We start from the raw sequence: 22,032 nt of genomic DNA on the forward strand, positions 1-22,032 counted from the left end.
TTTAATAAAAACCTTGTTACAACACACCCAATATTTTGTCCATGATCCAATTGGTATGGCTGGCGCTAGCAGCTTGGCTGGGATGGCTATTTCCCCCCTTTAAATGCTCAGCTATGGCTTGCACAAACGGGCCTTGAATTGGATCAGGTGTAGGCATAGCTATGGTTTCGCAGCCCTTGTCTGTATAAATAGTTGCTGGGTTGTCACCAAAAATAGCAAACTCTAGATGACCTTTACTACCGAGTATTTGTACTTTGTCCTGATATATATGACCACCGAAGTTCCAGTTGCCAGTGCCAGTTACACCAGATTCGAACAATAAGTTGGCAACGATGGCGTCGTGGGCGGTGTATAACCCCTGTTGATTGTTGCAAATTCCTTGGGCTTGTTTTACTGGCCCCAGCAAAAACGTCATGATATTTAATCCGTGACTAGCCAAGTCGTCAAAGTATCCCCCAAGGGCAACATTTTTGTCGGTACGCCAGTTAGGAGTTTGACTTAAATCTTTAGCAGATGGAAAGCGGCTGTATTGCCAAGATACATGCCTAACATCACCAATTAAGCCTCTCTCGATGATGTTTTTGAGTGTTATAAAACCTGGTAACGAGCGTCGATAATAGGCGACAAAAAGAGCAAGATCCTGAGATTCAAAGGCATTCTGTATTTTTTTGCTTTCGGCGAAATTTAACGCCATCGGCTTTTCAATGCAGCAAATTTTGTTTGCTTTGGCGACCTTTAATGCTAAATCACAATGACTATCTGGTGGTGTAGCTATATAAACGGCATCAATATTTGGATCATCAATCATAGCTTGAGCACAGGTATAATGATGAGGGATATTATGGCGTGACGCGAATTCTAGGGCTTTTCCTGGTGTGCGAGCGCATACTCCGTATAGTTCGAATTCTGTAGTTTGCTGATAGGCAGGGCCGCTTTTCTTTTCGCAGACACTGCCGCAACCAATCATTCCCCAACGAATTGAGTCAGATTGGTTGTCCATTAATCTTTGCTAACCCAATCCATTTGAAAACCCGCTTTGCGTTTACGTTCTAAAAGCTCTTCAATTAATGGCGACAAGATCAACTCCATGGCTAATCCCATTTTACCACCAGGAACCACCAAGGTGTTGATTCTTGACATAAAAGCGCCATCAATCATCTTTAATAAGTACGGAAAATCCACGGTTCTCATTTCGCGGCGAAATCTTACTACTACAAAACTCTCGTCTTGCGTGGGAATTTCTCGAGCGCTGAAGGGGTTACTGGTATCGACCGTTGGGACCCGCTGAAAATTCACATGGGTATTGGAAAACTGCGGAGTAATATAATGAAAATAATCTTCCAAACTACGCACAATACTGCTCATCACTGCTTCTCGAGTGTGACCGCGGTCTGTGGTATCTCGAATAATCTTTTGAATCCACTCAAGGTTTACAATAGGTACCATGCCCACAAGTAAATCAACATGCTTAGCGACATCCGCTTCTGGGGTTGTAACCCCGCCATGTAATCCTTCGTAAAACAACAAGTCAGTGTTTTCGGGAAGGTCCTGCCAAGGCGTAAAGGTGCCTGGCATTTGATTAAATGGAACTGCCTCGTCGAAAGTATGCAAATACTGGCGGTGCTGACCTGTACCTGTTTCACCATACTGAGCAAATAGCTTTTCGAGCATGATGAAGTCGTTAGCTCTTGGACCAAAATAGCTAATGTGTCGACCTTGCTCTTGGGCTTTACGTATCTCAACTTCCATTTCCGGTCGCGTGAAGCGGTGAAAACTGTCGCCCGCAACAGAGGCCGCGTTAACAGCTAAATTACGAAAAATATGCCTGATAGCATTAGTTGTCGTAGTTGTACCTGCTCCAGAGGAACCTGTTATTGCAATTATTGGGTGTTTTACAGACATAGTGAACGTTTCGAGGAATAAGGACCATTAGTTATAAGCAAGGCGAGCTCAATGGTCAAGTCATTTACGCTGACAATATCTAATTCAACAAGTAAATGATGCTAGATTGGAGCGCTTGAATTCTGGGTTCCTTCGCCGGGTGTTATAAATAGTATATTTGTTGGTTTGTCGCAATGAGCAGTATGCCAGTGGGCTTTGGGAATTACCGCAAAGTCACCTTGTTGTTTAAGTGTTATATGTTTATCGATGTTTCCTATGCGAATAATTAACTCACATTGCCCAGACATTAAAACGACTAATTCATCCCCAGCTGGGTGCATTTCCCAGCTCTGCCAGTTTTCGGTAAAAGTATGGGCAGCAACTAATGAGTGATTTTTAAACGACGCATACTGTTGATCTAGTTGTTTATAAAGCTGTTCAGTAACCTCTTCTGTGGCCATTGAAAGGTTAGGTTTTATAACGGCAAAGGTTTCAAATAACGTTTTAGTTAGCATCTAAATTTAGCCTAAGTTTCTGTCTATTTTCTTTTATGTCTGGATTTACCCCAAGTAATACCCATTAGTTCCACTAAAAATGCGGCATTCAAGCCAAATACCAGTAGTCCATTTACCGCACTTAGTGCGCCCATAATTCGCCACTGATGGCTTAAAATGACATCTCCAAAACCAAGGGTAGTAAAAGAGGCGATGGCAAAATAAAGGGCTTCTTCAAGCTCGTTGAATTCACCAACAAACAAGAACGCAAACGCCCAAATCCACATATCGATAGTGATGCCCAGCACTAACCATAACACTGACAATATAATGATAATGGGGCTTTTCATATGTTTATAATCTTTCGATTCTAATTGACGTATTAGCTCAAACTTCGAGGATAAAATACCTAAAAATATCACTTGAACAATAATTGTTAAAATGATGATGATAGAACCTACAACTATTTGATTTAACATAATGATTTGACTTTAAGCATTTGTGCGACATTATTAGTTTATAACTAAACTAATAATATGCTTTGTGGAAATTGATGCAAGTTATTGAGTGTGTGCTGTTTGATACGGAGTTTACCGCCTGGTTGGGCTCTAAGCAGCGTAATTGGTCTGAAAGCTGGGAACATCGGGAACTCATTCAAATTGCTGCTGTAAAATTGCGGATTAGCAGTGACTCGGCTACAACATTGGCTAGCTTCAATGAATTAGTACGTCCTACCATTAATCCTCAACTTAGTGATTACATAATCGATTTAACGGGTATTGAACAAACTACGATTGAGCAAATGGGGGTCGATTTTGCCTCTGCATTAAAGCAATTTCATCTATTTTGTAATCAAGGTGATATCCCTATATTTTCATGGGGCAATGACTTGTCTGTGTTGCAACAAAACTGTGAATTATATGCTTTAGAGTTTCCTGATTTTCGATGCGGTTTTCACAACTTGCAGCTTATTATTCGCAATTTAGGTTTGCCGGGGTTTGAGCAATCAAGTGGTGGGTTGGCGAGTTTCCACGGAATACCATTGCAAGGTCACATTCACAACGCGCTTTATGATGTACGAAGCTTGGTTGCGACCCTTGATATGTGGCTACGTAAGCGTGCGCTTACTATCGATGATTTACTTCTTACAGAACGTAGATAAATATAGCTCTTCAACTTTTTTACGAGCCCAAGGTGTTCTTCTAAGAAACTTTAAACTAGAGCTCATACTCGGATTTTCAATAAAGCATTTTACCTTAATTCTCCAACCCAAGCCCTCAAAGCCATATTCTTTTTGTAGCTCTTCAAGCATCTTTTTCAGGGTGATACCGTGTAACGGATCACCCTGTTTGCCTGGTTTGTTATCGTTAGTATCCAATTTAATCTTGTTCTCTAGCAATGGCGCGATAGGCAATATCATCTCGATAAAACATACCGTCCCAGTTAATTTTATTCACTAAATTATAGGCATTTTTTTGTGCTTCTGTGACTGAATTTCCTAATGCGGTGGCGCACAATACTCGTCCTCCATTAGTGGTGACTTTATTATCCACTAATTTAGTACCAGCATGGAATACCTTGCCTTCTATTTGTGAGGCAAGATCAAGCCCTAGAATTTCTTCACCTTTGGCATAACTGCCAGGATAACCACCAGCCGCCAACACCACGCCTACTGCCGCTCTAGCGTCAAATTCAATATTAGCTTCATCAAGTTTGCCTGCCGTGGCTTGCAAACAAAGATCAACAATGTCTGATTGTAAGCGCAACATTATAGGTTGAGTTTCAGGGTCGCCGAATCGACAATTGTATTCAATTACCTTGGGGGTACCGTCAGCCATAATCATCAATCCAGCATATAAAAAGCCAGAATAAGGATTGCCTTCACTTGCCATGCCTTCCACCGTGGGATAAATCACTTCGTCCATAATTCGCTGATGGATTTCAGGTGTTACCACAGGTGCCGGCGAGTACGCTCCCATGCCGCCAGTGTTTGGGCCAGTGTCGCCATTGCCTACACGTTTATGATCTTGGCTGGTGGCAAAAGACAGGACATTTTGACCATCTACCATTACGATGAAGCTGGCTTCCTCACCGTCTAAAAATTCTTCAATAACTACACGGCTACCGGCGTCACCGAAAGCATTTCCAGCTAACATATCACGAATCGCATCTTCAGCTTCTTGTTCAGTCATAGCAACAATTACGCCTTTGCCCGCGGCTAAACCGTCGGCTTTAATAACGATTGGTGCACCTTTTTGTTTTAAATATGCCAGAGCAGGTTCAATTTCAGTAAAGTTTTCATAGTCACCTGTTGGGATTTTGTGACGGGCAAGAAAATCTTTAGTAAAGGCTTTTGAGCCTTCCAACTGTGCCGCAGCCTTAGTCGGCCCAAAAATGGTTAAGCCTTTGGCTTGAAATGCATCAACTACGCCTATGACCAAGGGAGCTTCTGGACCTACTATGGTTAAATCAATAGCATTTTGTTTTGCGAATTCCAGTAACCCGTCGACGTCGTCTGCTTGGATATCAACATTGACCAATTTATCTTCAATCGCGGTGCCGGCGTTCCCAGGCGCTACATAAACGGTTTCTACATAGTCATTTTGAGCTGATTTGAATGCTAGAGCGTGTTCGCGACCACCGCCGCCGATGATAAGTATTTTCATGAGTCGATTATCTTATTAACTGATTGAGTATGGAATGGAGCTATATAATGGTGGGGATTGTACAGAATAAAAGCGCAAAAAGCGTGTTTAACTGCACGCTTTTTATAGTGAATTTGCTTCTAGGTTATTAATTAGCAGATTATAATTTAGAAAATTCCTGCTTAAGCTGATATTTGTCATCGGTAACAATAGCCTCAAGGGTGTTAAGGCGTTCTTTAATTGCTTTTAATTCAGCTTCTAAAGCCGTTACATTGTCCGACCCTGCTTCTAATTTCACTTTTGCATCCATCATTTTTTGTTTATGCGTAAAAACCATCCCTAAAATAACAATGGGTAAAACAAATACTAGTAAAAAGTCCATATATCTTCCTCTTTGATACTGTCGTTGTGTGCTTTTAAATTTATAAATAGCAAATTGAATACCAACTAAAATTTATAATAAAATCAGTTGGTTGCATATTGGTCATTTTGTTGTTTTGGTTTTTAGTACGATTAATTAGTCAAAAATACTACTTAGCTGCGACATTTGCAAAGTTCTTCGATCCGGTCCCGTTTACAGAAGATTGAACACCTGCAGACGGGATTCAACCGCCAATCTAGGTTTCTGCAGCACGGGCTAAAGCCCGTGAAAAGCCTCACACGTAACCTGCGCGGGGCTAAAGCACCCGCCTACAGGCAATGCACGGGTTCATCTATTTCCTTGTAGCACGGGCTTCAGGCCGTGGACAAACCTCACACCCAACCTGCGCGGGACTACAACACCCGCCTACAGGCGAAGCACAGGTTCATCTATTTCCTTGTAGCACGGGCTTCAGGCCGTGAAAAACCTCACTCGTAATCTGCGCGGGGCTAAAGCACCCGCCTACAGGCGAAGCACAGGTTTATATATTTCCTTGTAGCACGGGCTTTAGCCCGTGGACAAACCTCACACCTAACCTGCGCGGGGCTAAAGCACCCGTCTACAGGCGAAGCACAGGTTCATCTATTTTCTTGTAGCACGGGCTTTAGCCCGTGAAAAGCCTCACACGTAACCTGCGCGGGGCTAAAGCACCCGCCTACAGGCAATGTACAGGTTCATCTATTTTCTTGTAGCACGGGCTTTAGCCCGTGGACAACCTCACTCGTAATCTGCGCGGGGCTAAAGCACCCGCCTACAGGCGGAGCACAGGTTAATCTATTTCCTTGTAGCACGGGCTTCAGGCCGTGAAAAGCCTCACACGTAACCTGCGCGGGACTAAAGCACCTGCCTACAGTACCCGCCGACAGGGGGACTAAGAAAAGGACATATTTTAGAGGCAAAAAAAATCCGGCGATAGCCGGATTTTAAGATTATGTTTTTTACAGAAGCTTAGTGTTTGAAATGACGCATGCCAGTGAACACCATAGCAATATCATGCTCATCTGCTGCGGCAATGACTTCGTTATCACGCATTGAACCACCTGGCTGAATCACTGCAACTATTCCCGCCGCTGCTGCTGCGTCGATACCGTCTCTGAATGGGAAGAATGCATCAGATGCCATTACTGAACCTTTTACTTCAAGGTTTTCATCTGCGGCTTTTATACCTGCGATTTTGGCAGAATAGACACGACTCATTTGCCCTGCGCCCACACCGATTGTCATACTATCTTTGCAGTACACAATGGCGTTTGATTTAACGTATTTAGCCACTTTCCAAGTGAACATAAGGTCTTTTAACTGTTCTGCTGTGGGTTGACGTTTGCTGACAACAGTTAAGTCTTGCTCTTCAACCATCCCGAAATCGCGCTCTTGTACTAACAAACCACCGTTGACACGCTTAAAGTCGTATCCATCAGTTAATTGACCTAACCAATCACCACATTCTAATAAACGAACGTTTTTCTTGGTGGCCACTATTTCAATGGCTTCTTGACTCACTTTAGGAGCAATAATAACTTCAACGAATTGACGATCCACTATCGCTTGAGCGGTTTTAGCATCTAATTCTCGGTTAAACGCAATAATGCCACCGAATGCTGAAGTGGGGTCGGTTTTGTATGCACGGTCGTATGCCGTAAATATATCGGCACCCAAGGCTACGCCACAAGGATTTGCGTGTTTAACAATAACACAGGCGGGTTCTTCAAATTCTTTTACACACTCTAAAGCGGAATCCGTATCAGCGATGTTATTAAATGATAACTCTTTCCCTTGAAGTTGCTTAGCGGTGGCGACTGAGGCTTCTTGAATTTGATTTTCAACATAAAACGCAGCTGACTGATGGCTGTTTTCGCCATAGCGAAGATCTTGTTTTTTGCTTAACTGCATATTGAAAGTGCGCGGGTACTCGCTATCAGCATCACTAGAATCGGAATCAATACGAGCACCAAAATAGTTGGCGATCATGCCGTCGTATTCTGCCGTGTGCTCGAAGGCTGCGATAGCTAAATCAAAACGTGTTTTGTAAGTTAATGAGCCGTTGTTCTCGGCCATTTCAGATAATACACGTTGATAGTCTTTGGCATTCACAACTATGGTCACATCTTTGTGGTTTTTTGCCGCAGCACGCACCATAGTGGGACCACCAATATCAATGTTTTCAATGGCGTCTTCTAAAGAGCAATCTTCATTGGCTACAGTCGCAGCGAAGGGGTATAAATTAACCACAACTAAATCAATTGCTTGAATGTCATTTTCTTGCATTACTGCTTCATCGGTACCGCGGCGAGCTAAAATGCCGCCATGAACTTTTGGATGCAATGTTTTTACTCTGCCGGCCATAATTTCGGGGTGACCTGTATAATCAGATACTTCAGTTACATTAAGGCCTGCGTCAGCAAGTAATTTGGCAGTGCCACCTGTGGAGAGCAGTTCAACTCCTTGTTCAACTAAGGAAGTGGCAAATTCAACGATGCCAGATTTATCTGAAACACTTAGTAGGGCGCGGCGGATGGGTTTAGCAGATGTCATTCTTATACTCTTGATTATGTGAAGATTAAGTTGACCAAATAGTCAGGTGTAGCGAAAACAAAAAGAGCACCATAAGGTGCTCTTTAAATTAAATTGTTACTAAAAACATAATGTGGGAAAACCCGATCATTAGTTCATTCCGTATTGCTTTAACTTTTTACGAAGCGTACCACGGTTGATACCCATCATGATAGCTGCGCGAGTTTGGTTACCGCGAGTGAAAGTCATTATCTCTTCCAATAAAGGCGCTTCCACCTCAGCTAAAACTAATTCATAAACATTTTCAACGTCAGTGTTATCTAACTGTCTTAAATACTTATTAACAGCTTGTTTAACAGAATCTCTCAAAGGCTTTTGAGCTTGAGTTTGAGATGGAGTTGTCACTGTAGTAGTGAAAGGTGAAGTCACATTTTGATCGAACATAAACATCGTGCTCTTTAGTTGATAAAAAAAATTAAGCAGCAGGTGACATTGAATGACACTCTGCCAGTTTTTCAAAATACGTATTCAATTGGTCGAGTTGCTCTTGAGCATCTTCGATTAAATTGAATTTAGCTCGAAATACACGTTCCTTGTCGTGATCTGCTAAATACCACCCCACATGCTTGCGGGCTATTCTGGCTCCCATAAAATCACCATAAAATTGGTGAACATTACTGACGTGTTCAAGCAAAACACTACGAACTTCGTCAATAGTTGGCGCGGGAAGCTCTGCGCCGGTGTTCAGGTAATGTAATATTTCACGAAATATCCAAGGGTTACCTTGGGCTCCACGACCTATCATCAATGCATCCGCATTGGTCATATCCAGTACTTCTTTTGCTTTCAAAGCACTGGTGATATCACCGTTTGCAACAACAGGTATTGAAACTGATTGTTTTATTTTAGCAATCGTTTCGAATTCCGCATTGCCTTTGTACATGCAGGCTTTAGTACGTCCATGCACTGCCAAAGATTGGATACCATTGTTTTCGGCAATCTTCGCGATTTCTACACCGTTCCGATTATCTTGGTTCCAACCCGTTCTAATTTTCAGCGTAACAGGCACATCGACAGCATTAACCACTGATTGAATAATTTCTTCAACCAATTTGGGGTATTGCAATAAAGCAGACCCAGCCATCTTTTTATTCACTTTTTTAGCAGGGCACCCCATATTGATATCAATAATCTGAGCGCCATTACTAACATTTAGTTGTGCCGCTTGAGCCATAAGCTGTGGATCTGCGCCGGCGATCTGTACAGAGCGAATGCCTGATTCACCCGTATGATCCATCCGTTGCTTTGATTTGTCTGTATTCCAAACCTTAGGATTGGATGACAGCATTTCTGACACCACAAGCCCAGCACCCAAATGTTTACACATTTGTCTGAAGGGTCTATCAGTAACACCTGCCATAGGTGCTAACATGAGATTATTGTCTAATACATATTGACCAATCTGCATGAGTTAATAGGCCCTTTTGTTGAACAATAAATGTTCGGCTAGTCAAAACGGGCGCTATGTTACGGTTTTTTGAACGTTTTGAAAAGGCTAAATTTTAAACAAAAGTATAATTTATTTGCGTTCAAGGCCTTGACAGACATAGCTTTCCATGGACTGACCAGTCTTTGAGTTATTTTTTAAACTATTGATTTGGAGAAATATTATTTGTTAAACAAAACCTTATGTTATTTCATATCAATTTGTGAAGTTTTGTTACAAATCCTTCGGGTGGACTAATCGGTCTGATTTTATTTTTAAAAAATTTTTGAAAAAGTCGTTTTTGAAACCCGAGGGGGGATTAAAAGGGATTGCTGCGGCTCAAATTTAGCTAAAAACCAACTTGAACCTCAATTGATCTAAATAAATTATTTTTTCTTACCTGATACTCTGGCCCAGTCACCTTCGATGGCGATAGGTTCCATATCAAAGTCTGCCGAATAAAGTTGGTCTATTTCTTCAGCTTGGTTGGCCAATATACCGGATAAAACTAACAGGCCACCTGATTTGCAATAGTTAGTAATCACTTCGCGCAATTCTCTCAACGGACCCGCTAAGATATTGGCAAGTACGATATCTGCCTGCAAATCTGGTTGATCCTTAGGTAAGAATACGCTTATTTTATCTGCCACATCATTGCGCCCAGCGTTATCTTTGCTGGCTAAAAGAGCTTGAGGGTCGATATCTATACCAACTACAGATTCTGCACCTAATTTCAATGCGGCAATACCCAGAATGCCCGAACCGCAGCCAAAATCGACCACGGTTTTACCTTCCAAACTGAGGGCGTCTAACCATTGTAGACACAAAGAGGTAGTAGGGTGAGTACCGGTTCCAAACGCAAGTCCAGGGTCAAGCATCACGTTTACGGCTGTTGGGTCGGGGATGTCTCGCCAACTTGGGCATATCCAAAGCCGCTTGCCAAACTGGATTGGGTGGAAATTATCCATCCATTCCCGCTCCCAGTCTTTGTCTTCAAGTTGATCTAATTTGTGGGAAAATCCTTTTCCTAAAATCTTAGACTTCTCAAGTTGCGATACAACACGCTGCATATCGAACTCTGCGTCATATAAGCCTATCACTTGAGTGTCTGGCCATAACATGACCTCTCCAGGTTTAGGTTCGTACATTGGTGTATCTTTGGCGTCAGTAAAGGTTACAGCTTGCGCACCATTGGCCGATAACATGTCGCCAATCTGTTCCGCATTTTCAGCGTGGGTGTCTATTATTAGTTGAATCCAAGGCATCGGGGTTTCCTATAAAGTCATTTTACAATAGTATCAAGGTAGACAAAGATCGGCTTGTTAATTTTCAACTAAATCGGAATCTAGTGCTTTTAATGGTTAACCATAGAATTTTTATAGCGCTGTTTTGTCTGACGAATTTAATAGTGTCGAACTTTGTAGCAGCCCAGCAAAACTTATTCGTAGCAGTAGGGTGGGATAAGCCTCCTTATGTGATGAATAATGCTAGAACTGGGTTTGAAATAGAGTTGATACGAGATGTTATTAAAAGCATAGGCTATGACGCTCAATTTATTCAAATTCCTTACGGTCGTTCATACGACACCCTTAATATGCCCAATATTGATGCCGTAGCAACTTTGAGTAGTAAACGTCAAGCCAAGCAAATGACACTTTCCAAAGCCTATATTCAATATCAGAACGTCGTTGTTACATTGGCCGCTTCCCAAATCGAATTAACTGACGTGCAAGACATGTCTAATTTATCAATCGTTGGATTTCAGTCGGCATTTAGGCTTTTAGGTAATGGCTTTTTGAAAATGGCCTCGGCTAATCCTAACTACAGAGAAGTACCGGATCAGGCGCGCCAACTGAAATTGTTATTTAGCAAAAAAGCCCAAGCGATTGTACTGGATGTAAATATCTTCAATCATTTAAATAGGACATTATTAGGTAAAGTTGATGAACAACCTGTGGTCATTCATCAGCTTTTTTCACCTAGTCTCTATCGTGTTGGTTTTATCGAGCCAACAATTCAAGAACAATTCGATAAAGCGTTGGTAGTGTATTTTTCTTCTGAAAGATATGCGCATCTAATTCAAAAATATCAATTCTACAACGCTGCCGTTTCAACTGGGTATCCGTCGATTGGTTCTTCTAAGGAAGAATAAAAGCTCGAATATCATTCACTAAGGTTTTCAGCGATGGTTCATGTATATACATCATGTGACCAGCCTCATAATATTTCATAGTGACACGGTTAAGATCTATTCCGTGATGGTTCATCGAGTGTTCAGTGGCAAAAAATGGTGTAGCCAAATCATAATAGCCATTGGCAACGAATACTCTAAAGTCCTTATTCTGACGCATACCTTTGGATATAAACGGCGTGACGTTAATAAATCCCTGACTGCGCGCTGAATTACCATATAGCCAATTCCAATTAACAAATACTTCGCCGCTCAATACGTGATAAGGCTCAGAACGCTTAACGTTAATATCGTTGGCAAAATAATGTTGTATCGCCGCTGTGTAGGCTCCATCAATGGCATAAGATGCTGGGTCAGCCTCAAACTGGTCGACGACAATGTTCGCGTCTTCGCCTAGATAACGGCTGTCCAATCGACCTACAACCTTACCTTCATCTCGCATCAATTCTTTCATAAACAAAAATTCATTAATGCGCAGTTTAGATTGTGTAATGTACTGCTTTTTGAGCCCCGTATAGGCATGCAGTTTATTTACAACATTATCAATTTCTGCGGGTTTAGCCAGAGCACCTTTGAGTAACACTGTTGCGTATTCATTTAGCGCAAAATCTCGTGTCTCAGCAACGAATTCCTGCAAACTATTCCAGTTAGATTTATTCGGGACTTTATTGTGATACCAAGCCGTGGCAGCGTAGGTTGGTAAAAACGTGACGTAAGGTAGATCGTTGCCTTCGGTGAAGTCACCAGTTTGAAAATCGATTATCGAAGATATCAGTAAGATTCCGTTTAAATCAATCGACCCCCAACCTTCTTGGAGTTCCTTAACCATAGCCCCAGCACGAGTGGTACCGTAACTTTCCCCGGCCAAATATTTAGGTGAATTCCATCGATTGTTTTCAGTAATGTACACGCGCACAAACTCAGCGAGTATTTCAGCATCTTGTTTAACGCCCCAAAACGCTTTACCTTCATACTCACCAAGAGGCGTTGAGAATCCAGTACCGACGGGGTCAATAAAGACTAAATCTGCAACATCCAAAAGACTTAACGGATTATCTTTTAGATTAAATGGTGCAGCGCCTACTTGTTCTGCATCACTAGGTAACACCACACGTTTTGGACCAAACAAGCCCATGTGCATCCATACAGATGACGAGCCTGGTCCACCATTGAATACAAATAATAGCGGTCTAGATTCGGAATTTTTCACGTCTGTGCGCGTGTAAGCGATATGAAAAATACTGGCTTTAGGTTTGCCCTTGGCATCTAAAAGATGACTATCACCAGCGCTAACCTTATATTTAATGCTGGTGCCATTAAATTTACCTTTATGCTCGGTTACGCTCATCTGTGCTTCAGGAATTTGCTTGATTTCTTTGTCGGATTCTTCTTTCGCATCCGCATTCAAGGTTAAAAACAACGTTGTGGTGAGGATCAGTATTATTTTTTTCATATCGTTCTACTTGCCATCTTTTTTTATTGAAAAATGTTATTTGATAAACATTTTACCCAACCAAATCAGATTTGGATATGGTTAATACTCGCTTACCTTAAGAATCGCTATGCTAATGGTAAATCGATGCCAATAACTCAAAATTAGCGATTTCAAATAGAACGTTAATTGTACGATTTCAGTGTGAAAATCGAATTCGAGAATGCTAATGATTCTGTACTAAAAATGTACAATAACAAATTAAATGCCAGATTTTATTGGATTAATTTACATATTTAATTTGACAGAATCTCAAAGTAGGGTATGCTTCGCCTAGCTAAGAAAACCTCGTTAAATATCTACATGTTCGTTGTTATATCGTTGTTCTTCGTCCTGTTGTTTTTAAGTTCGGTCTCTTTTTATGCTAAACCTGCCAATTTTGGCACCCAATTTAATTTTTACAGGAAGATATAATATGTCTGATAAAGTAGTAGGAACTGTTAAGTGGTTCAACGAAGATAAAGGTTTTGGTTTCATCGAGCAGCAAGGCGGCCCTGATGTTTTCGCTCATTTCCGTTCAATCGTTGGTGACGGCTTCAAGACTCTTAAAGAAGGTCAAAAAGTTGAATTCACTATCGGCCAAGGCCAAAAAGGTCCTCAAGCTGAGAACATTCAAGTTATCTAATTCAATTTATCGTCAGACTTGTCTGACGAATTGATAGAAAACTCAAAAAAGGCAATCATATGATTGCCTTTTTTATTGTCTTTTTTTAGGTTATTTGCACTTATTAACGGTTTTCTTTAACCGGTACAAATGGGCTAATGCGCTGCCATACTTCCTCTGGTTCTAAGCGTGACTTACTGCCCACGACACAAAATAATCCCGGACAATCTTTAGAAAAACTCTTTTGCGTATCCCAAGTTTCATAGGGGTGGGAGTCGTGTATCAGCAATAGTTGAGGGTGAGTCTGCGTGCCTGCTGTGATGTGAAAGTCATCGAGATTTTGTTTTTTCATGGCGCATAAATAATAAAGTGAATATTCCGTCCATTTAAGCATCAAGAATCGTGAAACCCGCCAATTTTTTGGATCTTTAGGGTTATGTAACGAACAGACGGCTTTTACCCAATCTTTTTTCCAAAGAGTGCTCAATTCCTCCGTTAACTGTTTAGCCAACTTAGTGGACAATATTGCTGGGGTGACATGCATTCCTTTTGATGTGTCTCCCACATTTGCCGACATTTTTAATAAACGGGCAGATGACTTCCACCATTTAGGGTGAAAACTGCGGGGTTCGTATTGCAACAGGGCTTTACCTTGGTCAATTAGCTTTTCTATGGACAAAGGTTTTAAACAGATCACGTCAGCATCAAAGGTAATATAAAACTCATCTGTAAATTGGCTGTGTGCGGCTATTTTTACAATTTGTTGTTTACGCCAGCCGCGCATGTGTTTATGTTGGCTCAATTCTGGAACCAAATCTTCTTCCGACATTACTACCGGATTAAACTGAGCCCAACGCTGTACTTTTTCAGTGACTATTTGTACTTCGTCAGGGGGCGTCACAATCAAAAACTTAGAGAATAAACCGGGTTCGCAGAATGCATCTAGGGTTTTAAACAAGATTTCAGTTCTACCTAAGTCATCTACATCATAACTACCCTTAACACTCAAAGGTAAAATTGCACCTATTGTCATTCTTGTATCCTATTAAAAGCGTTTGTAATTCGGGACATAACTCAATCGGCTAATTTAATCGTAAAGGCTATGTAGTTATATTGCATCACTTTACTTTACTAGGGCCTGAAATCAAAAGGCAATTCATTCACTTGCCTAAGTTTTATCAATATAGCCATGATGGCTGCCCATATTCTATGCTGTCCATATTTTATAAAGCCGATTGAATTATTCTCTAGGCTTTTCCTTTCTGCTTCACAAAGCAGTATTTTAGAGTTCCATTAAATGGTAAAGGAGTAAATAGGTTGGGCTAAAAAGGCGACTACCAAAAACACCAGTGTTTACAGTCTTGTTGTTTAAGGAATAGCTCGGCGTCTTTACCTTGCAATAATGCCAAGGTTGCCAGTAAACCACTTTGAATGCATTGCTGGGCTGCAACTGTCACCGAACGTGGTGCCTGTTGTATGGGGTAGCCAGTTTTAGGGTTTAAAACATGGCCATAGCGCACACCGTCTTTTAATAGATAGCGGTTTGCATCACCGCTTGTAGCAAGTCCACCGGTGGCAATATTTACCATGGCTAAGCCCTTAGAAAGATTACTTGGGTCTTCAATACCCACTTGCCAATATGGGTGGTTTTTGCGGGCTTGTGTTACTTGTATATCACCACCGAAGTTAACTAAAACCGATACATTCGGTGCTAATTGCTGACAAGCTTTAGCAACACAATCAACCGCATATTCCTTACCAATACCGCCAAAGTCCAATTCAAAACCTGTGGGCAAGGTGATTGAGTTGCTGGTAAATGATACCTGTTGCCAACCAATAAATGGCAGCAATGCGGTTATCTGTGGGTGTGTTGGGATCTTGTCAGAACCATCAAATTTCCAAACTTTTCTTAATACCCCAGAGGTGATATCAAATAATCCATCACTAATTTGATAACAGGTATCAGCGAAAGTCAGCAGTTTTGCGGTTTCTGCATCAATAGTGACAGCTTGATTGTTGCTCTGATTTATCTCGAACATCAAATTGTTGTGCTGATAACGGCTGTATTTGTTTTCGATGCGTTTGCATTCTAGGTAGGCGACTTGTGTCAGTTCTTTTGCGAGTTCGCTATCCCCACTATCCACTAAAATCTCACAGGGGCTGGCCATCGCAGAAAAGCGACCACAAATATGGTCGCTACGCTTTTCTATGGACAAAGGCAATTCAGAACTTTGCATATCTTGTTATACTCTAACAAGGGGCTAAAAACTGTAGCTTACCTGTGCTATCACCGCTTTTAAAGAAGGATATAAATCTTCATCTGCTAATGTCCCAGGTTGCTCGAATCCGGCATTGTCTGGGGTTTGCTGATAATATTCCAAACGAAATGCTAACTCGTTACCGTTTTCCAATTGCATACCGTATTTTAGCCCTAGGGTAATTGCTGTCATTTTTCCTAACCGGTAGTCAGCACTGGCATGCTCAGGAAGTGGGGTTCCTTGAGACAAAAATGGATTGTAAAACTCCGCTTCATTTTGCTGATAGTATCGAATGTGTGGTTGTATGTAGCTGGTCTCCGATAGGTTATATCGAAAACGAGAGTCAATTGTATGGGAGTCTATATCCCAATCATCCGTAGCAAAACGATAGGAAAAATCGACTACACCTTGATCAAGGGCATACTTGGTTTGCCAATACATGCTGTGTTTGGTTCGTTCTGTGGGACGAGATTCATAGACCACATCTTGGGTTAAACCTTGCTGATCCACAATACTAAGCACTTTGTAGGGGTCATTGTGATAACCATCCGACATGGACAAACTATAGTTAAACTGCATTAACATACGACGATTAATCACTTGGGTGACACCCAACAGTAAATCTACCGTATCTTTTTGTTCACTGCCTTGTAGACGAGTGGCATCAAAGGCTTGTTGATAAGCTTCTGAACTGTCGAACTGCCCGTTATCAACTACCATGCTAGAAAGATCTACGGGGCGACCTCCCACGGGATCTATACTATCAAATGCATAGGAAACGCCCGCCGATAGGGTGGTATTTCTCTGATTAAAATCCATATCCAGTGAGCCATTACCCACAATGGATAAATAGTCGTATTCTTTGGAAGCTTGTAAACCACCGCTAATTCGGTAATTTTCACCGATAGGCTGTGTCCATTGTCCACTGGCTTGTACACGGGTATCGTGAAATGTATCATCTAGGGGTGTTTCGCCTGCTTCAACGGTATAGGTTTCGTTACCTGAAGGACGAGTAAATGTTTGCACACCAGATTGGGCAACAGCGCCTGAGGCAGAAGCACCGGTAAGCGTATCGATGACCAGTTTGCCATTAAAATAATGCTCATCTCCGAAGTCTTTGTTGGCATTAAATACTCCTTCAACTAGTTGTACTCGATCTGTTTCACCGTAGTACAAAATAGCAGTATCAAACTTCCATTCTTCGCTGTTGTCTTCAGCTTGAACAGATGTGCCTAACAATGCGCATGAAGCTGCGGCAAGAATAGCACTGACGTTTTTAGTTTGTTTTAGTTGCATCCACAACCTCCGCCTGCAAATGAACGTCCACCACTGGTGGCTTCCTTACTAAAATAAATGTGATCATCTAGGCCAATGTCTACCCCTTCAGAATCAAGGGCCATTTCATCCTTAGCGAGTAAATCACGCTCCCAGGGTTGCACACCTAAATTTGCACAGCCTGCAAGTTGCATCACGGCCATAACGGTAATCATAACTATGGTTTTTCGTTTCATTTTCTCGGCTCTCCTATTGTTTTAGTAGCGCGACGATTTCTTGTTCATAAGATGTGGATTTATCTAAATGAAATCCTTTGTGAGCGACCACAAGTTCACCTTGTTTGTTGATCAAATAACTGGTCGGCATACCTGGAATTTTGTATTGGCTGGCTAAACTGCCTTGGGGATCGTAGGCAATATTGAATTGCGCAGGGTATTTGCGTAAGAATTTTTGGGCTAGTTTGGCATCTGTATCCAAATTTACAGCCAACACCACCAATCCCTCAGAGGCGTATTTATTGCTAATTTCATTCATCCAAGGAAAGGACTTGCGGCAGGGTTTACACCAGGAGGCCCAGAAATCTAAATATACTACCTTACCTTTGTAATCACTTAACTGAATGTCTTGCAATCGAAAGTCAGGCGCAGGTATAGCACTGGATGGTAAGTGCACTAATAACAGTAAGGTTAACAGTAAAATACGCATAAAATACTTACTCTAAACAACAATGCTTACAGAGTAAGTTATCAACCTTAAGGGAATCTTAAGCTAAAGGAATGCGGTGTGTTTTTTTCCTGAGTGGCTGGTTTACGGTATGAGTATTAAAATTCGTACTCAAGAACGAAGCGTAAAGTATGATCTTTATTGTCGCCATTCAAGCCAGAGATAAAACCTAATTCCCATTTTAATTGTTTTTGGCCTTGGTAACGTTGAATCCCCATAAATGCTGGACCAATTCCAACGAACTTTTCTCCCGTGTAGATTTCCACTGAAGGTTGTAACCATGGGTGCCAACGATATCTGTATTTTAGTCTGAATTGAGGAATAACCTCGCTTTCAGTGTCAATGTCTCTATCGTTGCCCCAGGTATAAGTCAGTAAAAAGTTAGTGGTTAAACTGGTTTGTCCAAACTCTTTTTCAATCAAGAGGCCAGACGTGGCTTCCCAAAGATCTTTGCTATGGGCTTTTTCAACTTCAAACAACGCGCCCCAATCAGCCCAATATTGCCCTTGTTCTGTGAGCATCCAGCGAGCCTCGATTTCATAGGATGCTAAACCAAAATCATCGTTTTCATCTCTAGCGCCGACTAAATAAAATTCTAACATCAAATGCTCTGAAACTGCTTTTCCAAAAGCGAAACGTTGGGTCAGCAGATTACCATCATCATTTTGGCGAGAAGCAAATCGCCATTCCACTTCCCGCTCATTGGGCAAAACATAGGGGTGGTAGACTTTATCTACTGAGCCTTCATCGGCGAAGGTTAGCGGGCAAAGCACTAAGTTGGCGAGTAAACTTAAAAAGCTGAAAAACCTCATAGGTTTGGCTCCTTATTTACTTTTTTAGTTGAGTTGCTGAAGCGCCTTAGCAAAACAGGCAGTATTAACGCGACTAAGTAGATCAAAATATATAATCCTGTGGGAGATGACTCGTAACCTATTAATGTGGCAAGAAACTGACCTATTTCATTTTCATCTGAAATGAATTGTTTGCTACTCCAAATTTGTTGTGAAGTGACTAAATCTGTTTGTTGCAGCAGGTAGGCAATGTGGGAAAACTGACCCACAACAAAGACTAAAAACAGATAGCGCGCTACCTTCACTTTTTGTAGCGGTTTTAATAGCAATACCAGCAATGTTGCAATGCTGGTACAGATACCAACCCCTAAAATTAACCCTAAAAATAGCGAATGACTCTGCTCATTCACACGCCAGAAACTGACATAAAACAGCAGTAAGTTGCTGGCATTAAGAATAATAATACAGGTGACAAACACAGTGGCTAAAAGCCGCGCTGTGAAATTGTACCTGAGTTGATGATTCACGAAAAAGGCACCGGCAATAAGGTAACCGATGATCAGCAACAGGATTTTAAGAAACTCAAACCCCAAACCATCGGTGAATTGGGAAATAAAACCGATGTTGTTGAACACCAGTAAACAAACAATAGTTCCGCAGCCAATACCCAGAGGTAACCAGTGTCGCCAATTGGGTATCAACACTATTAAAATGGCTATGGCCCAAAATATCGGCAAAGCATCTTTTAGGAACAGCACCACTGTACTACTTAGCATTTTGACGCTCCTCAACGGGTACTACGTTAACGAAGCCAATAGCTGTATTTGGATGATACTCGCCAAAGTAGCGATACCTTCCGGCATCTAAAGGGCCTACATAGATACTCGACTGGCTTTTGGCAAATACGACTTTTTCTCTATTGAGGTCAAAACTATCAATTTCTTCAGGGGTGTCATCCAGATTGATAAAGGTGATTTTAACTTTTTTGTGTTGGGGAATATCAATTTCCGGCGGATAAAATAAATGATTCCGAATGGTGATAGTAATTTCATCGATAGCACAGGCTTTAAATGACAGGGCAAGTAACACTAGCATCATGAATTTTTGCATGATGTGTTCAAGCATTTTTCTGCGCACATTATTCATGCAGATTTAAGCTCAACAAACACTCTCAAACCACCTAAGTCTGATTTACCTAGCGTGAGTTTGCCTTCGTGCATAGCGACGATTTGTTCGACTATGGATAGACCCAATCCACTGCCCTCAATTTTACTCTTTTGATGACTTTGACCTCGATAAAAGCGCACTGTGGATTTTTGTTGTTCGTGTTGTGGAATTCCTGGGCCAGAATCATCAACGCGAATGCGTAACCATCCCTCATCAAGGCTCAAGTTTATGCGTATATCGCTGTTCTCTGGTGTGTATTTATTGGCATTGCTAATGAGGTTTTGTAGCAAGGTATATAGGGCAAATTCATTGCCTTTAAATTCACAGGACTCACCATTGAGTTCGATGCTTTGATTCTTTCTATCAATATTCACATAGCTATCGGAAATAACTTTTTGGGCTATTTTGTAGGGGTCACAAATATCAAAGTTAGCTGAGATAATTTCAGGGTTAGTACGACTGAGTAACAAAATTTGATTGACCACGTGGATCATTCTATCTGTGTCTTGTTGTAGCTGTTGAATCTCCTCGTATTCACAGCCTTGGCTCTGCTGTAAATTATGCAAGTTTATTTTCAGTACACTCAGGGGAGTTCTTAGTTCATGGGCGGCATGGCTTGCGAATTGTTTTTCCCGCTCGAAGGCCGAATCTAAACGGTTCAACAAGCTATTCAGTGTGCTCACCGTGGGTAACAACTCCTCAGGGGTTCGTGACAAAGCAATGGCAGAAAAATCATTTTCTCGGCGCATAGACAATTGACTGGTAAGTTCCCTAAGGGGCGCTAAACCGTAGGTAACTAGTAGGAATATGGCTAAGGCTAAAACGGGGATGGCGAGAAAAAATGGCGTCATCGCCGAAATCATCATTTCTTCGGTTAGTTCAAATCTTGTTTTTAGTGGTTGAGCGACAAAAACCCAAACAGAGGTTCGTTGATTGAAGCTGGCATAAACCCGCCACCGTTGCGCATTAAAGTTCTGGTCAGAATACCCTACTTCAAAGGGGGCAATGGCAGTTAAAGGCACATTGCTGGTGCGTAAAACCAAATCTTCATCAGACCAACTTTGAATGGCTAAATCTTCATTTGAAGCGGCAATAGTCTCGCTAATTTGCTTGGGTAAGTTAGTCATGCTTTGGGCGAGAGTTTTCAATTCAGCATCGAATAGTACCGACGACATCTGCATTCCTGAACGATACCCTTGTAGTGCCGCAATAAAACTAATCAGCGCAATAGCACTGATAAGCAGAAAGGTCAGGTATTTACGAATTGAATCCATTTATCCAGGGTAAGCTCGCTGATTAATGCTATAGCCTACACCACGAACCGTTTTAATAAATTCGTTAGGTAATTTTTTACGTAAATTGTGAATATGAACTTCAATTGTATTGCTTGCCACTTCATCGCCCCATTCGTAAAGCTTGGATTCCAATTGTTGTTTAGATTGAATACGCCCAAGGTTTTCCATTAATGACTTCAGCAGGGTGAACTCTCGACGGGAAGTTTCTACCGGCTGATCATTTATGATCACTAAATGATGAGTAATATCGAGACTCACGGGACCGCAGGATACTAGGGATTGTTGAGAAGTACCTAAGCGCCTTTCCATTACCCGTAAGCGGGCCAGCAACTCTGACATTTCAAATGGTTTAGGTAAATAATCATCCGCGCCTTTATCTAAACCTTGTATTTTATCGGAGGTTGAGTCCCGTGCGGTTAATATTAATGTTGGTATGTTGTTTTTCTGTTTGCGGATTTTATCGAGTAAGGTTAATCCGTCCATATCGGGCAACCCAAGGTCAAGGATCATTAAATTGCAGTCATCTGAGGCCAAAGCCGCTATGGCATCTTTGCCGTTAAAAACACAATTAACCGCATAACCCTGCTTGCGCAATGATTTGCTTAAGGCTTCAGATAAAGCGAGATCGTCCTCGACTAATAAAATACGCATAATAGTGGGTTCTTTTTCGTTTGCAGCAATGGCTTAGCATATTGGCAATAGTTTAATTGAATGACAATTTGTATTGTGATCGTCTCTACCATTATAAGAAGTTTACCTTAAAGTAATCTTAACGCAGCTCTTTTAGCAAGGTTGTTT

At 41.5% G+C, this 22,032-nt stretch carries 25 protein-coding genes; 3 read left to right on the top strand and 22 right to left on the bottom strand.

The features are described from left to right. Positions 1 to 16: 16 nt before the first annotated feature. The 4 genes from AB6T38_RS07755 to AB6T38_RS07770 form a co-directional block, all read right to left on the bottom strand. Positions 17 to 1,000: a Gfo/Idh/MocA family protein gene (locus AB6T38_RS07755; RefSeq protein ID WP_372546754.1), complete on the bottom strand. Its 984-nt coding sequence runs from the start codon at positions 998 to 1,000 to the stop codon at positions 17 to 19. After that, positions 1,000 to 1,902 carry a phosphoribulokinase gene (locus AB6T38_RS07760; RefSeq protein WP_372546755.1) on the bottom strand — a complete coding sequence of 301 codons (903 nt, stop codon included), beginning with the start codon at positions 1,900 to 1,902 and terminating at the stop codon, positions 1,000 to 1,002. Before AB6T38_RS07760 ends, AB6T38_RS07755 begins: the two co-directional genes overlap by 1 nt. 101 nt (positions 1,903 to 2,003) lie before the next feature. Beyond that, on the bottom strand, positions 2,004 to 2,396 hold the full coding sequence (locus tag AB6T38_RS07765; protein ID WP_372546756.1) for a hypothetical protein: 393 nt from the start codon (positions 2,394 to 2,396) through the stop codon (positions 2,004 to 2,006). 23 nt (positions 2,397 to 2,419) lie between these two features. Next, complete coding sequence (locus AB6T38_RS07770) at positions 2,420 to 2,854, bottom strand: ion channel (protein WP_372546757.1); 435 nt, start codon at positions 2,852 to 2,854, stop codon at positions 2,420 to 2,422. Positions 2,855 to 2,928: 74 nt separating this feature from the next. On the opposite strand from AB6T38_RS07770, the gene AB6T38_RS07775 reads away from it, so the two are divergent. Then, positions 2,929 to 3,537, top strand: a complete 609-nt coding sequence (locus AB6T38_RS07775; RefSeq protein ID WP_372546758.1) for an exonuclease domain-containing protein — start codon at positions 2,929 to 2,931, stop codon at positions 3,535 to 3,537. Here AB6T38_RS07775 and AB6T38_RS07780 read toward each other — a convergent pair. From AB6T38_RS07780 to prmA, 7 genes are all read right to left on the bottom strand, one after another. Then, positions 3,514 to 3,753 carry a VF530 family protein gene (locus AB6T38_RS07780; RefSeq protein WP_348491880.1) on the bottom strand — a complete coding sequence of 80 codons (240 nt, stop codon included), beginning with the start codon at positions 3,751 to 3,753 and terminating at the stop codon, positions 3,514 to 3,516. The two genes, AB6T38_RS07775 and AB6T38_RS07780, sit on opposite strands and share 24 nt — an antisense overlap. A gap of 1 nt (position 3,754) precedes the next feature. After that, positions 3,755 to 5,041, bottom strand: a complete 1,287-nt coding sequence (gene purD, locus AB6T38_RS07785) for a phosphoribosylamine--glycine ligase (RefSeq protein ID WP_372546759.1) — start codon at positions 5,039 to 5,041, stop codon at positions 3,755 to 3,757. 139 nt (positions 5,042 to 5,180) lie between these two features. Further along, positions 5,181 to 5,402 (bottom strand): hypothetical protein, encoded by a 222-nt coding sequence (locus AB6T38_RS07790; protein ID WP_372546760.1) that lies wholly within the window; start codon positions 5,400 to 5,402, stop codon positions 5,181 to 5,183. 987 nt (positions 5,403 to 6,389) lie between these two features. After that, complete coding sequence (purH, locus tag AB6T38_RS07795) at positions 6,390 to 7,973, bottom strand: bifunctional phosphoribosylaminoimidazolecarboxamide formyltransferase/IMP cyclohydrolase (RefSeq protein ID WP_372546761.1); 1,584 nt, start codon at positions 7,971 to 7,973, stop codon at positions 6,390 to 6,392. Positions 7,974 to 8,102: 129 nt separating this feature from the next. Then, a complete protein-coding gene (gene fis, locus AB6T38_RS07800; RefSeq protein ID WP_040523552.1) occupies positions 8,103 to 8,396 on the bottom strand; it encodes a DNA-binding transcriptional regulator Fis in 294 nt (97 codons plus the stop codon). Between the two features lie 31 nt (positions 8,397 to 8,427). Next, entirely contained in the window at positions 8,428 to 9,420 is a 993-nt protein-coding gene (gene dusB, locus AB6T38_RS07805) for a tRNA dihydrouridine synthase DusB (protein ID WP_372546762.1), read from the bottom strand. A 404-nt stretch (positions 9,421 to 9,824) separates the two neighbouring features. Continuing rightward, positions 9,825 to 10,703, bottom strand: a complete 879-nt coding sequence (gene prmA, locus AB6T38_RS07810) for a 50S ribosomal protein L11 methyltransferase (RefSeq protein WP_342805741.1) — start codon at positions 10,701 to 10,703, stop codon at positions 9,825 to 9,827. A gap of 143 nt (positions 10,704 to 10,846) precedes the next feature. On the opposite strand from prmA, the gene AB6T38_RS07815 reads away from it, so the two are divergent. Next, positions 10,847 to 11,590: a substrate-binding periplasmic protein gene (locus AB6T38_RS07815; protein WP_372546763.1), complete on the top strand. Its 744-nt coding sequence runs from the start codon at positions 10,847 to 10,849 to the stop codon at positions 11,588 to 11,590. On the opposite strand, the gene AB6T38_RS07820 is transcribed toward AB6T38_RS07815, so the two are convergent. Then, complete coding sequence (locus AB6T38_RS07820) at positions 11,577 to 13,082, bottom strand: S10 family peptidase (RefSeq protein WP_372546764.1); 1,506 nt, start codon at positions 13,080 to 13,082, stop codon at positions 11,577 to 11,579. The two genes, AB6T38_RS07815 and AB6T38_RS07820, sit on opposite strands and share 14 nt — an antisense overlap. 454 nt (positions 13,083 to 13,536) lie before the next feature. Between AB6T38_RS07820 and AB6T38_RS07825 the strand changes: the two genes are divergently transcribed. Continuing rightward, positions 13,537 to 13,746, top strand: coding sequence for a cold-shock protein (locus AB6T38_RS07825; protein ID WP_008846166.1), 210 nt, complete (start codon positions 13,537 to 13,539; stop codon positions 13,744 to 13,746). Positions 13,747 to 13,849: 103 nt separating this feature from the next. Here the strand turns inward: AB6T38_RS07825 and AB6T38_RS07830 are convergent, their stop codons facing one another. The 10 genes from AB6T38_RS07830 to AB6T38_RS07875 all read right to left on the bottom strand — a co-directional run bounded on the left by AB6T38_RS07830 (position 13,850) and on the right by AB6T38_RS07875 (position 21,885). Next, on the bottom strand, positions 13,850 to 14,758 hold the full coding sequence (locus AB6T38_RS07830) for a DUF6492 family protein (RefSeq protein ID WP_372546765.1): 909 nt from the start codon (positions 14,756 to 14,758) through the stop codon (positions 13,850 to 13,852). A 301-nt stretch (positions 14,759 to 15,059) separates the two neighbouring features. Next, entirely contained in the window at positions 15,060 to 15,893 is an 834-nt protein-coding gene (locus AB6T38_RS07835) for an FAD:protein FMN transferase (protein ID WP_372546937.1), read from the bottom strand. Positions 15,894 to 15,986: 93 nt separating this feature from the next. Then, on the bottom strand, positions 15,987 to 17,279 hold the full coding sequence (locus AB6T38_RS07840) for a DUF3570 domain-containing protein (protein WP_372546766.1): 1,293 nt from the start codon (positions 17,277 to 17,279) through the stop codon (positions 15,987 to 15,989). After that, complete coding sequence (locus AB6T38_RS07845; RefSeq protein WP_372546767.1) at positions 17,270 to 17,494, bottom strand: DUF4266 domain-containing protein; 225 nt, start codon at positions 17,492 to 17,494, stop codon at positions 17,270 to 17,272. The genes AB6T38_RS07840 and AB6T38_RS07845 overlap by 10 nt, the downstream gene beginning before the upstream one ends. A gap of 13 nt (positions 17,495 to 17,507) precedes the next feature. Next, entirely contained in the window at positions 17,508 to 17,963 is a 456-nt protein-coding gene (locus AB6T38_RS07850) for a TlpA disulfide reductase family protein (protein ID WP_372546768.1), read from the bottom strand. A 116-nt stretch (positions 17,964 to 18,079) separates the two neighbouring features. Next, positions 18,080 to 18,793 carry a hypothetical protein gene (locus tag AB6T38_RS07855; RefSeq protein WP_372546769.1) on the bottom strand — a complete coding sequence of 238 codons (714 nt, stop codon included), beginning with the start codon at positions 18,791 to 18,793 and terminating at the stop codon, positions 18,080 to 18,082. Beyond that, the gene (locus AB6T38_RS07860) at positions 18,790 to 19,548 is read right to left on the bottom strand and encodes a hypothetical protein (RefSeq protein WP_372546770.1); all 759 of its coding nucleotides are present in this window, start codon (positions 19,546 to 19,548) and stop codon (positions 18,790 to 18,792) included. Before AB6T38_RS07860 ends, AB6T38_RS07855 begins: the two co-directional genes overlap by 4 nt. Beyond that, the gene (locus AB6T38_RS07865) at positions 19,538 to 19,897 is read right to left on the bottom strand and encodes a cupredoxin domain-containing protein (protein WP_372546938.1); all 360 of its coding nucleotides are present in this window, start codon (positions 19,895 to 19,897) and stop codon (positions 19,538 to 19,540) included. Before AB6T38_RS07865 ends, AB6T38_RS07860 begins: the two co-directional genes overlap by 11 nt. Positions 19,898 to 19,914: 17 nt before the next feature. Then, positions 19,915 to 21,213: an ATP-binding protein gene (locus AB6T38_RS07870; RefSeq protein ID WP_372546771.1), complete on the bottom strand. Its 1,299-nt coding sequence runs from the start codon at positions 21,211 to 21,213 to the stop codon at positions 19,915 to 19,917. Beyond that, positions 21,214 to 21,885, bottom strand: a complete 672-nt coding sequence (locus AB6T38_RS07875; RefSeq protein ID WP_372546772.1) for a response regulator — start codon at positions 21,883 to 21,885, stop codon at positions 21,214 to 21,216. Between the last annotated feature and the right edge of the window lie 147 nt (positions 21,886 to 22,032).

Origin of the sequence: Aliiglaciecola sp. SL4 (assembly GCF_041538045.1) — a bacterium.
GTDB lineage: Bacteria > Pseudomonadota > Gammaproteobacteria > Enterobacterales > Alteromonadaceae > Aliiglaciecola.